Source organism: Asanoa hainanensis (assembly GCF_900188485.1).
Taxonomy (GTDB): domain Bacteria; phylum Actinomycetota; class Actinomycetes; order Mycobacteriales; family Micromonosporaceae; genus Asanoa; species Asanoa hainanensis.
The window spans coordinates 108383-121309 of sequence record NZ_FZPH01000006.1 but is presented as its reverse complement, the minus strand read 5'-3'; the positions used below and the strand labels follow the sequence as shown (position 1 = coordinate 121309).

The following is a 12927-nucleotide window of genomic DNA, read 5'->3' as shown; positions in this document are numbered from 1 at the left end:
GATGCCCGAGCTGCTGTTGCCGGTCGGTGATGCCACCCTGTGCGCCGAGACGTTCGGCGCGCCCGGTGATCCGGCCGTCCTGCTGCTCGGCGGCGCGGCGTCGTCGATGGACTTCTGGGCCGTTGACTTCTGTGCCTCGCTGGCCGCCGCCGGCCGTTTCGTCATCCGCTACGACAACCGTGACACCGGGCGGTCGACCAACTATCCGGCCGGTCAGCCGGGCTACACCGGGATGCAGCTCACCTCCGACGCCGTCGGGGTGCTCGACGCGCTCGGGATCGCCCGGGCCCACCTGGTCGGCGTGTCGATGGGCGGCGGGGTTTCCCAGGAGCTCGCGGTCACCCACCCGGACCGGGTCGCCTCGATCACGCTCATCGCCACCAGTGGGGCCCTGTCGCGGCCTTCCGATGCTCCGCCGCTGCCGCCGCCCGCCGAGCGGATCCAGGCGCTGTTCACGGCTGGCCAGCCCGCGCCCGACTGGACCGACCGGGCGGCCGCGATCGACCGGGTGGTGGCCGACCTCGCGACGTTCGGCGGCTCGGTGACGCTCAGTCCTGCGGAGGCGCGATCGGTGGTGGCGACCGCTTTCGACCGCACGACCGACTTCGCGGCCAGCCAGACCAACCACTGGATCCTCGAGCAGGGCCCACCTTCTCCGTACGCCTTGGCGGACATCGCCGTGCCCACTCTCGTGCTGCACGGCACCGAGGACCCGTTCTTCCCGTTCCCGCACGGCGAGGCGCTGGCCCGGGAGATCCCGGGCGCCCGACTGGTGCCGATGCCGGGAGTCGGCCACGAGTACCCGCCTCGGCAGGTATGGCCGACCGTGGTGCCGGCGATCGTCGCCCACACGGGCGGGTAACGACGGCCGTTGACGGCGTAACGTGATCATCGCCCGCCAGCCGTGCCTTTGTCGGCGTGTCGCACGGCTGGCGGGCCTCAGCGCCAGGTCCGGAAGCCGCCAGCGTTCGGTGTCGCCGTTCTGAAGACTTGCCCCATGCGAATCCACGCGATTTCTGCACAGACCCTCGCCGGCGTACGGACCAGCGGGCGCGATGTCTCCGGCCACCCCGTCGAGACCGTCGTGGCCACCGGTGGAGAGCCGTTGCGTTGCTGTCTTCGCGACGCGTCGGCCGGCGAGGACCTGATCCTCTTCGGGTACGAGCCGGTGCTGCCGGCCAGTCCGTACCGCGAGATCGGCGCGGTCTTCGCGCATGCCGTTGCTTGTCCTACCGAGCCGGCGGCCGGCTATCCGGCGGACTGGCGGGGGCGTCGGCAGGTGCTGCGGGCGTACGACTCGCGGGGTTGGATCCACCCGGCGACGCGGGAGCACGACGGCACCGATCCGGAGGCCGTCATCGCCTCGATCCTCGCTGACCCGGCGGTCGTCCAGGTGCACAGCCGCAACATCGCCTACGGCTGCTACATGTTCGCGATCACCCGCTGAGGCGTCTCCGGGCGGTGTCCCGGTTCACTGTCCGCACCTCTTGAAGGCACCCTACGTAAGGCGTTAACTGGGCAGTCGTTCGTAACGCCAGGTAATTGTAGGGAGACAATAGGTGTCGGAGACCGCGTCACTTGTCTCATTCGTCCGGCGAGACCGGGCGATGCGATGGGCTGCGGTCGTCGGCGCCGGGTGGTTGGTCGCCTTTGTCATCCTGTTGGTAATCGCCCAGGTGCACCCGTCGACCGCCATCGTCGACCTGCCGTACCTCGTGCCGATCGTCGTGGCCGTCGGTCTGTCGATCTTCGCCGCGGTCGTCACCACCGGCCGCACCCGCAGTGCCTGGGCCCTCCTCGCCGTGTCCAACACGCTCTGGCTGGTCGGCGAGGTGATCTGGGTCTACTACACCTACGTCGCGCAGCGCGGGCCGCCCGCTGTGTCGAGCGCCGACTTCTTCTACCTGTCCTCGTACGTGTTCGCGATCCCGGCCATCCTCGTCGGCATCGGCAGCACCGGCCACCTGCGCCACATCCGAGGGTTGCTCGACGCGGGCCTGCTGGCCCTCGGGCTCGGCACGATCGGCTGGCAGGCGGCGATCGGCCCGTCGCTGCCACACGCGCCGCGGCTGGCGGACTTCGTCGCGTTCGCGTACCCACTCTTCGGTGTGGCCCTCGTCACCCTGTTGGCCGCCGTCGGGCTGGCCGGGCGGCATCGCCTGCCGGCCTGGGCCGTGCTGGTCGGCGCCGGCTTCGCGGTGGCCGGGGTCACCGACGCCGTGTACGCGTACTCGATCGCTTCCCAGACCGGCGACGGCAACTGGATCAACATCGGCTGGCAGGTCGAGGCCGTGCTGTTCGCCCTGGGCGCGATCGCGGCGATCCGGCGTGCCGAGCCCGAGGTTCGAGAACGCCGGCGGTCCCGCGACCTGACCGCGGTGCCGCTCGTCATCGCCGCGATCGCCGCCACCGGCCTGATCCTCGCCGACCGCCTCGACGAGGGTCCGGTCACCGGCGGGATGCTGGCGATCCTGCTCGCCCTGTTCGCCGGGTTGCTGGCCCGGCAGTTGCTGATCATCCGGGACCGCACCCGGCTCGCCACCCAACTCCGGGCCGCGCTCCGCGAACAGGAACGCCTCGCCATCACCGACGGCCTCACCGGTGTCTACAACCGGCGCTTCTTCCAGGAGATGCTGCGGATCGAGGCCGAGCGCGCCGACCGGTCCGACACTCCGCTCAGCGTCCTCCTCCTCGACCTGGACGAGTTCAAGAAGGTCAACGACAACTACGGCCACCCCGCCGGCGACGTCGTGCTCGCCCGGATCGCGGAACGCATCCGTGGCACGGTCCGGGCCAGCGACGTGGTGGCCCGCTACGGCGGTGAGGAGTTCGGCTGTCTGCTGCCCGGCGTCGGCGAGGAGGTCGCGATCGAGATCGCCGAGCAGATCCGCCAGTCGATCGGCCGCACCGAGGTCGCCATCGGTCAGGGCCGCAGCGTCCGTTTGTCGGTGTCGCTGGGAGTGGCCACCGCCGGCACCCGCGGCGCCCGCCCGGTGACGGACCCGGACGGCCTGGTCCACGACGCCGACGCGGCGCTGTACCGGGCGAAGGCCAACGGCCGCAACCGGGTCGTGGCCGCCGGGATGCTGACCGACCCGGTGGACGCCGACCCCGACCTGCCGATCGGCCTGGTGTGGCTGGCGGACCGGATCGACGCGGCGCTCAGCCCGCAGGAACACAGCACCGCGGTGTCGCGCTGGTCGCTGCTGGTCGCCGAACGCCTCGGCCTCGACATGGCGGCGCTGCGCCGGGCCGCGGCGGCCGGGCGGCTGCACGACATCGGCAAGGTCATGGTGGCTGATTCGGTGCTGCGCAAGGCGCTGCCGCTGACGCCCGCCGAGTGGGAGCAATTGCGCCAACACCCGGTGGAGAGCGCCCGCCTGCTGACGGACCTGGGCCAACGCCCCGACCTGGCGGCCGTCGTGGCGGCACACCACGAACGCTTCGACGGCACGGGCTACCCGCTGGGCCTGGCCGGCGACCAGATCCCGATCGAGGCCCGGATAGTGACCGTCACCGACGCGTGGGCGGCGATGCTGGCGGACCGCCCGTACGCACCCGCGCTCCCGATGGAGGATGCCCGCGCGGAGGTCGAGCGGGGCCGCGGCACCCAGTTCGACCCGGTGGTGGCCGACGCGTTCCTGGAGTTGGTCAGCGAGGGCCTGGTCGGCGACCTGGCCGCACCGGTGCGCCTTTAGGGCCCGTCCTGCCCATCATCGTGGGCCGAGCCGGCGTCACCGCCAGGTGGCCCGGGATTGCCGGGGACCGGTGGTATTTCTCGGTGAGCGGACGCCCCGGCCGCGCGGGTACAGGATCGAGGCAAGGCGGCCCTGCGACGCCGCCAGGCGGCGGTCGGGCCCGTCTCAGGCCCCGATGATCGGCAAAGCAGGTTGTAAAGCGTTTGCCTCCTGTCTCTGTGGCGCCGAGGATTTCGGCATGCTTCGTCCAGAGGTGCTCGATTACTACAAGCGCGGCGGCGAACACCATCGACTCACCGCCGGCGCCGGACGGCTGGAGTTCCTGCGCACGTGGGACGCACTGACCCGGTTGCTGCCGGCTGCCCCGGCCCACGTCCTCGACGTCGGTGGCGCCACGGGGGTCTATGCGGTCCCGCTGGCCGCCGCCGGCTACGAGGTCCAGGTCGTCGACCCGGTGCCCGACCACGTGGCGCACGCCGCGACGCTGCCCGGGGTAACCGCCGTCCTGGGTGACGCCCGTTCGCTGCCGGCCGCCGCCGACACCGCCGACGCGGTGCTGTTGTTCGGGCCGCTCTACCACCTCCTCTCGCGCTCGGACCGAGTAACCGCCTGGCGCGAAGCCGCCCGCGTCGTGCGCCCCGGCGGGGTGGTCGTGGGCGCGACGATCAGCCGCTTCGCCTCCCTGTTCGATGGATTCGCCAACGACCGCTTCGGCGACGCCGCCTTCCGCCCGCTGGTCGAGGGCGCCCTGTCTGACGGAATGCACCGCCCTTCTTCGCCGGAGCGCGGGTGGTTCACCAGCGCCTACTTCCACCATCCGGACGAACCCGCCGCGGAGGCGGCGGAGGCTGGTCTCGTCGTCCGTCAGAGGTTGTCCGTGGAGAGTCCGCTGTGGATGATCGGGCCACGGTTGGACGAGCTCCTGGCGTCAGCCGAGCGCACCGCCCTGCTGCTGGAAATGCTGCGCGAGATCGAATCGGAGCCGACGCTGCTGGGCGCCAGCAGCCACCAGCTCACTGTCGCAGTGCGTGCAGCCGCCTCCGCATGATGCGTGCGCGGCCGGGATCGCCGGCTAGGTGCGGCGGCCAGTCCAGGAGTAGCAGCCGCACCTCGGCCGCGGTGGTGGCCCGGCGCAGGGTGTCGTCGCACGGGATGCCGCGCGCTCGGGCATAGCTGGCCAGCATGGCGTCCCGAGGCGGATCGGCCCCGTCGGCTTCGGCGCGCTGCCAGAGCAGGGCAAGATCCTCAGGCCCGCTGCCGATGCCGACCTCCTGCCAGTCGGCCCAGACGAGCCCGCCGCTCCGGCCGCTCCCGCCGCCCTCACCGTCTTGGCGGTTCCCGCCGTCTTGGCGGTTCCCGCCGTCTTGGCCGCTGTCGCCGGTCCTGTCGGCGAGGAGGTTCCCGGCGTGCAGGTCGCCGTGGATCAGGCAGGGCGGTAGTCGCGGTCCCTCGATAGGGGTCGCCAGCTCGTCTCTGGTCCAGAACGCCCGAGCGGTCGCGTCGGGGCTGCGGTGTGGTGCGGGGCGTTTGAGCCAGGGCTGATCGCCGACCGCGGCTCTGACGCCGGGGTGGTGCAGCTCCCCAAGCTGCCGCGCGACCTCGAGCCATCGGGCGGCCGGCCAGTCCTTGGCGGGCGGGAGCGGGATGAGAGCCTCGAACAGCAGGCAGGTGTCGTCGCTCGCCACCACCTTCGGCACGCGCACAGGCACGACCTCAGCCGAACGGTAGAACGCCGCCTCGCGCTCAGTGGCTGTCTTGAGCACGAACTCACGGTCACCCAACCGAATCCGGGCGACCAAAGCGCCGGACGCCGACCCGGCCAAGGTCGTGCTCGACCGCAGCGCCCGCGGATCGAACCCGAGCCGATCAAGAAAGCCGACGACCAAGGCTGCGGACGCCGACCCGGAAGTGGTTGTGCTTGGCGGCCTGGCCCGCGGGTGGTCGCCGAGCCGGATGAGGGCGCCGGGCGCCGATGTCAGTGCGGCCGAACCCGCGGTTGACGGTTGAGCGTGCGGGTCGTGCCCGCGCCGGTGCAGGATGTCGGGGTCCGAGGCTGGGGATGCCGGCCCGGGCGGTCGTGGAATAGACCGCAGTGCGTGCGGGTCGTGCCCGCGCCGGTGCAGGATGTCGGGGTCCGAGGCTGGGGATGCCGGCCCGGGCGGTCGTGGAATAGACCGCAGTGCGTGCGGGTCGTGCCCGCGCCGGTGCAGGATGTCGGGGTCCGAGGCTGGGGATGCCGGCCCGGCCGGTCGTGGAATAGACCGCAGTGCTTGCGGGTCGTGCCCGCGTCGCCCGACGACGTCGTCCATCAACGCCTCACCCCGTCGGGTGGCGCGAGTCGGTCGCGTGCGAGGCGAGCGAGATCCCGGGCCAGCTCCCGAATTTCGTCCGGCGGCGGCGGGCGCCCGCTGATGTTCTGGCTGCTGACCTGCGGGCGGAGTAGCTCCAGTAGTCGGAACGCCTTGGCTCCGGTCTCGTCGTCGCCGAACGCCTGGATCCGGGCGGCGGTGCGCGCCATGGTCACCGTGAGCGGGCGCTCGTGGGGATCCGGAGCGCCCACGATGTACCAGTGCTCGACCCACGCCGTCCACCTGACGAGCTCGACGTAGGCGTCAGCCCGCAGATCCCACAGCTTGATCTGCAGCTCACGCTCCAACGTCGCCCGCTGCGCTTTGACCACACCAAGAAACGTGCCGGCGGCGCCGATGAGCGAGCCGATCAACGCCCAGACAGGTGTCCACTGCATGGAGCGATAGTGCCAGCGGCGTACGACATTCTTCGATGCCCGCCATACCATGGTGATCGTGGTCGTTGCTGATGGGCCGATGCCGGTCCGGGCCTACTGGTTGTCGTGGCTCGCGGTCGCCACTGCCGGCCAGGCGGCCCTGGTGCGGCGGCTCAGCTTGACGGAGGTGCGCCCGAGCACCTGGCCCGAAGCCGTGACCTGGTCGACGAGGTAGCGCACAGCGCGGACAACTGCTTCTCCACCGTGGTCGTCACGCCGGCGTTGAACGGCTGGACCCTCGCATTCGGCGCCTGGCTGGGCCTGCCCCACCTGGCCCGCATGGATCCGACCACGAAGCTGTGCAAGGACCTCAGCGCACGGTTCGGCCAGGCCAGGCGTATTTCCACAGCGACCACGACGGCGAGGCGTGGCTGATCGCGGAGCACGGCACAGTCCTGCGGCGCTGGATCGCTGAATTCCCGGAAGCGGCGATGGGCGAGCCGTCCGGAATCGAGCGCCGCCTGCTCGACGGGTTCGGCATCGCCGGTAAGCCAGAAGATCTAGACCCGGACGACGATCTGGCAATGTCGTGGGGAGGCGACCACAGGTGACTGCTGGGCGACGCGGGTTGCGGCCGAGCACAGCATCGACCCCACCACCATCGAACTATCGACCCGCTCGACCGGAACAGTATTGGTCGCCAGCACGCCGAGCTGACAACGGAAGACCTTGAGAGAGCGGGGTACCTACTAAGCGCTGGCGCTGCGATCTGTCCTCGCGGCGATCTTGGCTTCTGGCCCGAAGGGTTGAAGTCATTAGCTTTGGCCGCTTCGCCCGAGCTTCGCATAATCCAGTTCCGTCGTATATGGCGCTTGGAAGTAAAGCGGGAATGCTCAGTCACACGGACGACTATCTGCATTCCGCGTAAAGGTCCTGATGGGGGAGTCTTCGACGCCTTGGGGTAAGGCGATGAAATAAGGATACGGCTGAGCTGGCGTCAGATCGTCTGTGATACCAGCGGCCGCTCCTGCGAGGAACGAGCTGAAATCCTTAGACGCGTAGAACGCATAGAATCGATACCGATGGCCGGTGGAGCTTTTTCTACCCACCTCCGACGGCGGCGTCTGCCACCGCTCCGTCCCTTCGCCCTTGATAGTTCGGATGAACAGGTGAGTACGATTGTTAGGCGTATCGCGACGATATGCAATCCAGAGGTCTCTATGCTGCACAACGGGTGCCGATCCCTTGATCGTTGCGCATAGAGGAATACTGCCGTCATCCGTGCCGTCGATCGTGATATTCGGGCTTGTGGCAGCGATGCTTGTCGCGGTTCCGACGAGTCCGGCGTCATTATTTCCTGCGGTAGCGAAAGGGACCACCAATGCCGCAGTGGCCACAAGCGCGGTAATTCCCCCTGTTACTTTCCACCTGCGAGTTGTTTGGGCACCGGGCGAAGACCTAGGGCCCGCCTGGGAGAAAATGGTAACTAGACTTAGAATAAGCGCTGCGAGTCCAAGAACCAACGTGATGTAATCGCCGATATCGAAATCGTCCAAGGGCATGCCATACAATGTCATTCCGACACCCGGCATCGCTGGCAGATCTACGACAGATCAACTTTCTTGATCCAAGCGGCTCGTCCGTTCGCAGCGAATGGTGGCGGCTCCTCCTGGGTCCTTCTTCCGAAACCAGTAACAAGCAGTGGCCTTGGCGGCGACCTGCATAAGGTCGTCGGGAGACTTCGGCTGACCGCTACGCCGAGACGCCCGCGTACGTCAGCCAGCGCTCCCGAGGCGAAAGCCGCAGTCGGACCTGGCCCGGGCCGACCAACCGCCCGTCCAACAGTTGCTCCAGTGTCCGCTCCTGCACCCGCTCCGCCACCTCGTTCAGCAGCGCCTGTGCGTCCGCGACGTCGCGTGGTGGCTCCGCCAGCAGCACCACCAGCTTGGCTCGGCCGCGCACCGTGTCCCCGCGGCCCACCCGGGCCTGCGCGTAGGCCACCTCCGTCTGCGAGGCGTAAGCCGCCAGGTTCTGCTCCACCATCGACAGCAGGAGCGGCGACCCGACCGTTCGGTTCGGGACGTCCCAGCGCAGCCACAACGGGTACGGCACTCGGCCCGTTACCGACGCGCCCGTTCGGCGGCTCGAACGCGGATACGAGCACGGCATCGGTGGGCTCAGGGCCACCTTGTACGCCGCCAGCTCGCCACGGTCCAGGGCCGCGGCGTCGAACGTTCGGCAGCGTTCCGCGAGAAGCTTGAGCCCGTCGTCCCACTCGCCCGACCACGCCGGTGCCGCCAGGTCGGCTCCCTCCGCCAGGGGCAGCACCAGGTTGACGAAGCCGATCTTTCGTACCGACGACACCGCAGCGGCCAGGACGCCGACTCCGTTGGCGCTCAGGCGGGAGATCACGTCTGCGGCCATGCCCAGGCGGGCCGGGCCCATCACGCTCGCGATCATCGCGTGTTTGGGTAAGTGCATCGGGGTTTCCGGGAACAGGCGCGCCCGCACCTGGCGATAGCGCTCCCGGTCGAAGCCCCGGATCGTGAACCACTCGCCGGGCACCCGGTTGAACCGGCGGTCATTCAACTTGAGACCAAGCCCGAACTCCTCCGCCAACGCGACCAGGCCCTGTTCGAAGGCGAGCCGGGCCGTCGGCTCCTGCGGGTTCACCGCCACCGACACCCGGACGCACGGGCCCACCGCGTCCCGTAGTCGCTCCAACGAGCCGTCGCCGCGCGCCGAGATCTGTTGGTCGATGAACGGGGAGACCGGCGTGTGCAGGTGCACGATCGGGCTCTGGCCGCGGGACACCGCGAGGGCGCACATCCGGGCCAGCACCACGCCCGTGACCAGGCAGTCGCGATAGGACGGTGACCAGTGTGTGCTGTTGAGGGTGAGCAGCGCGTCGATCCGCCGGTTCGGCTCGTTCAGGAAGCCCGGGTTGGGCACCGAGAAGGCGTCGTACGCGAAGGTGTCCGGATAATCCGTCTGACGCGGCGCTCCGACCTCGAACGGCGAGCTGAACACCGTCGCCGCTGCCGGCCACGTGCAGACGGACATCGCGAGACCCGCGACCGAGAACGTCCAGAAGTCGCTCGGCCAGGCGGCCAGCTCGTGCAGGGGTGGGTCAAAGTCCGGGAAGGGTTTGAGCAGGCCGGCAAAACCGGCGCCGGCCGGGCCGTGGATCAATCGGAGGCGCACCGAGGACGTGTCGGCGGCGGCCGTCTCGGCCGCGATCCGGGCCAGTTCCGCCGAGCGGGACGTCCGCAGCGCCATGTCACACCTCACCACGTGCGTCGAAGACCGCGTCCGGGGCGTACGCCCGGCGGGGTCGGGGAGCGGTGGCCGTGAGCCAGCGCGGCAGCCGGGAGGACCGGGGCACCGGGTTTCGGCGGCGGGCCCGGCGGGCCAGGAACTCGAGCAGGCAGCACACCAGGATGAGGCCCAGCACCGCCATGCCGGCCTGGAAGGCGCGGGTGATCGCATGGTCGGTGTGCACGGCACCGGCCGCGATGGCCAGGCCCGTGGTGACGGCGACCGAGATGAACGCGATGGTGCGCTGGAACTGGCGCAGCTGACCGAGGACCGAGTGCGTGCTGGGCAGGTCGAGCCGGGCGATCAGCAGGCCCGGCACCAGCAACAACACGGCGACGACGGCATCGGCCTGGGCCGGCACCGAGTTGGGCACGATCCGACCCGAGTAGAGCCACTGTGGACCGCCGGTCAGCAGCGTGCCGATGCCGAGGACCACCAGCGCCAGGCCGACCACCATCCGGGTGATGCCCTCGATCAGGGCCGGCGCCTCGTCGGCCAGGGAAAGGTACGCCACGGCACGGACCGGCGCCGTCGAGTGTGGACTCAGGTCGAGCGGAGGCCGGCGCCAGTGTGCGTGCGCGCCGTTCTCGCGCGGGTCGTTGTCGGTGGTGATGTCGTGCCCGAGCTGGTAGTCGCGGATCCCGTTGGCCAGCGCGGGCAGCGCCGCACCGGCGAGCGGGCCGCGGGCGAGATGCCGCATGCTGTCCGCCGAGTAGTGCGCGGCGAACGCGGCCAGGACCGGCACGGAACAGTCACCCCGGCTCAACGCGGCGACCACCTCGTCACCGTCGAGCGCGGCGGCCCCAGGGGTGAACGCGGCCAGCGACCGGTGCCGCTCGGCGATGTAGCGCCGGTAGTTGGTCAGATCGGTCAACCGCCGCCGCCCGACCTCCGCCAACCGCGAGGCGATCCCCTGGAGCTCGAGCTCGAGCAGCTTGCGATGAGGGAGACCAGCCACGCCCTCGGCCAGCATTTCTACGTCCTGCGTCAGCGTCTGCACGAAGTCGTCGTCGACGTCGCTGGACAGCACGAACCGCCGGACGCTGACCTCCTCGTTGACCTCGACGGTCAGGTGGTACGCGCCGACGGACCGCGGGATCGCGGTCTCGTACTCGACCACGAACTCGCGGTTGACCGGCAGCACGCTCTGCACGAGCCGCTGGATCGGCGCACTCGGCCGGCGACCGGGCAGCAGCGGCGCGTCCCAGGTCAGGAACCGACGGGGGTGGGCGGCGTCGAGCAGCACGACCAACATGTATTGGCTGCACGCCAACCTCAGCAGGTGGGCGAACGGCAGCCGGATCCCGCTGGGTGCGTCGGCCGGCCACAGCTCGTCGAGCCCGGCCAGCGCGAGGTCACGCACGGCCCGGGAGTCGACCTCCCGCCCGGGGGCGCCGGACAGCGGCGGCAGCAGGGCATAGTCCAGCGGCGTCCGGATGCCGGTCTCGGGCAGCGAGCCCGCGGTCACCAGCTCGGTGATCGCCGCTTCGAGCAGCCAGCGCGAGCGCTGATGGGTGTGGCGGAGCTTGTGTACGACGGTGTCGCGGGCGGTCACGTCGGCGTGCGCGTCGATCAGCATCGACAAGAGCCGGACGAACGCGGCCGCGGTCACCCGGTTGGAGTCGCGGTGGGTGAACCTCGGCACCACCGCGCCGGTCGAGTCCTTGACCACCACCGGCGCCAGGTCGCTGCGGCTGTAACGCGAGACGGGTATCCACAGGGACGAGCCGGAGGTGATCCGCCTGCGCTGTGCGCCGGCTATCGCCTGGAGGTCGACGTCGACGCTGACCGAGCGGGTCATGTGGCCTCGGTCGATCAGCGTCAGGTGCTCGGCCACCCTGGGGACGTGCTCGAGGCGCAGCGAAAGGTCCATGAGAGCGAGACCAAGGGCCGCTTCCCGCTGCGTGTACGTGGCCGGCGCCGACGGCACCGGTAGGGTCTCGATCAGCGCGCGCAGATCGCGAAAGGGGTCGGCCGCATCCGCTCTCCCCGCGACTCGCATGGCTGGCCTCGCCTTCGGTGCGCCTGTCGACAACCTATGCGACGCCGCCAGTGACGGCTACCGATCAAGCCGCCCGCTGTCCAAAAGCGGACACGCCGCGCGCGGCCAGGTCGCGGACGGCCAGGCCGAGCCGGGTCTTCGGCACCAACATGCCCGCGGCCCGGCCGACGCGACGCTGCTTCGGGGCGACCAGTGTGCGATGCGCGGACTCGTACGCGGCGAAGCCACCGGAAGCGGCCAGTGCCGAAGCCAGCGTCGCGGCGCCCGCCATGGCCAGCGAGGAGCCGTCGCCGAACAGCGAGACGCACGACGCCGCGTCGCCGAGCAACGCGACCCGGCCCCGGGACCAGGAGTCGAGCCGGACCTCGCTGACCGCGTCGAAATAGAGGTCGTCGGCCGCCACCACCCGGTCCAGCAACTCCGGAACCCGCCAGCCCGCGTCCGCGTACGCCATGGTGACGATCTTCTTGTGTTGGCTCTGGTCGCGGTGGTCGAAGCCGGGCACCGGTGCGGACCGGAAGATGAACGCGGCCAGGGCCGCGCCGCGGGCCGGATGGATCGACACGAGCCGGCCCGGCGTGTTGTGCAGGAGCACGTCGGTGCCCTCGTCGGTGCCGAGCGGCAACGTCGCCACGTGCAGGCCGAGGTGGCGGACGAAGGCCTGCTCGGGGCCGAACGCCAGCCGCCGCACTGTCGAGTGCAGACCGTCGGCGCCGACCACGAAGTCGAAGCGGCGCGCGGCGGTGCGCTCGAAGGTGACGTCGACGCCGCCGCTGTCCTGGTCGAGCCGCGTGATCGTGTCGTCCCACACGAACTCGGCGTCGTCGCGCACGGCGTCGAGCAGCACCGACGCCAGGTCGCCACGGGGAAGCTCGACCTCGTCGCCGCGGCTGGCGGGCATCGGCATGCGGGCCAGCGACCGGCCGGTGCCGTCGACGAGCCGCATCGCGGTGGCCTGGGTCGCGGCGGCGCGCAGCTGGGGGACGACGCCCATCCGGTTGGCCACGGCCCAGCCGGGACCGCGCACGTCGACCGGGTTGCCGCTGGACCGCGGGCCGGCGCCGCGCTCCACGACCGTGACGGTGAAGCCGTGGCGGGCCAGCCAGTAGGCGAGGGTGGGGCCGGCCACGCCGGCACCCGAGATCAGCACGGAGGAGGTCACGCGTTCGACGTTAACTGCATCG

At 70.4% G+C, this 12927-nt stretch carries 11 protein-coding genes; 5 read left to right on the top strand and 6 right to left on the bottom strand.

Annotation, left to right across the window (positions count from 1 at the left end):
- Position 1 precedes the first annotated feature (1 nt).
- The 4 genes from CHC05_RS16735 to CHC05_RS16720 all read left to right on the top strand — a co-directional run bounded on the left by CHC05_RS16735 (position 2) and on the right by CHC05_RS16720 (position 4746).
- The gene (locus tag CHC05_RS16735; protein ID WP_089249785.1) at positions 2–862 is read left to right on the top strand and encodes an alpha/beta fold hydrolase; all 861 of its coding nucleotides are present in this window, start codon (positions 2–4) and stop codon (positions 860–862) included.
- Between the two features lie 135 nt (positions 863–997).
- Positions 998–1447: a DUF1203 domain-containing protein gene (locus tag CHC05_RS16730; RefSeq protein ID WP_089249783.1), complete on the top strand. Its 450-nt coding sequence runs from the start codon at positions 998–1000 to the stop codon at positions 1445–1447.
- A 160-nt stretch (positions 1448–1607) separates the two neighbouring features.
- A complete protein-coding gene (locus tag CHC05_RS16725; protein ID WP_089249781.1) occupies positions 1608–3698 on the top strand; it encodes a bifunctional diguanylate cyclase/phosphohydrolase in 2091 nt (696 codons plus the stop codon).
- A gap of 238 nt (positions 3699–3936) precedes the next feature.
- Complete coding sequence (locus CHC05_RS16720) at positions 3937–4746, top strand: class I SAM-dependent methyltransferase (RefSeq protein WP_089249779.1); 810 nt, start codon at positions 3937–3939, stop codon at positions 4744–4746.
- Here CHC05_RS16720 and CHC05_RS41490 read toward each other — a convergent pair.
- The 3 genes from CHC05_RS41490 to CHC05_RS43050 form a co-directional block, all read right to left on the bottom strand.
- Complete coding sequence (locus CHC05_RS41490) at positions 4712–5461, bottom strand: phosphotransferase (RefSeq protein WP_179266224.1); 750 nt, start codon at positions 5459–5461, stop codon at positions 4712–4714. The genes CHC05_RS16720 and CHC05_RS41490 overlap by 35 nt on opposite strands.
- 545 nt (positions 5462–6006) lie before the next feature.
- Positions 6007–6444, bottom strand: coding sequence for a hypothetical protein (locus CHC05_RS16710; protein ID WP_089249775.1), 438 nt, complete (start codon positions 6442–6444; stop codon positions 6007–6009).
- Between the two features lie 93 nt (positions 6445–6537).
- Positions 6538–6663 carry a hypothetical protein gene (locus tag CHC05_RS43050; RefSeq protein WP_281257679.1) on the bottom strand — a complete coding sequence of 42 codons (126 nt, stop codon included), beginning with the start codon at positions 6661–6663 and terminating at the stop codon, positions 6538–6540.
- 119 nt (positions 6664–6782) lie between these two features.
- Here CHC05_RS43050 and CHC05_RS16705 point away from each other — a divergent pair, with 119 nt between their 5' ends.
- Positions 6783–7034: a hypothetical protein gene (locus CHC05_RS16705; protein WP_089249773.1), complete on the top strand. Its 252-nt coding sequence runs from the start codon at positions 6783–6785 to the stop codon at positions 7032–7034.
- Between the two features lie 1141 nt (positions 7035–8175).
- Here the strand turns inward: CHC05_RS16705 and CHC05_RS16700 are convergent.
- The 3 genes from CHC05_RS16700 to CHC05_RS16690 form a co-directional block, all read right to left on the bottom strand.
- Positions 8176–9702 carry a hypothetical protein gene (locus CHC05_RS16700; protein ID WP_089249771.1) on the bottom strand — a complete coding sequence of 509 codons (1527 nt, stop codon included), beginning with the start codon at positions 9700–9702 and terminating at the stop codon, positions 8176–8178.
- Position 9703: 1 nt separating this feature from the next.
- Complete coding sequence (locus CHC05_RS16695; RefSeq protein WP_089249769.1) at positions 9704–11614, bottom strand: hypothetical protein; 1911 nt, start codon at positions 11612–11614, stop codon at positions 9704–9706.
- Between the two features lie 193 nt (positions 11615–11807).
- Positions 11808–12905: an FAD-dependent monooxygenase gene (locus tag CHC05_RS16690; RefSeq protein WP_245870935.1), complete on the bottom strand. Its 1098-nt coding sequence runs from the start codon at positions 12903–12905 to the stop codon at positions 11808–11810.
- Positions 12906–12927 lie beyond the last annotated feature (22 nt).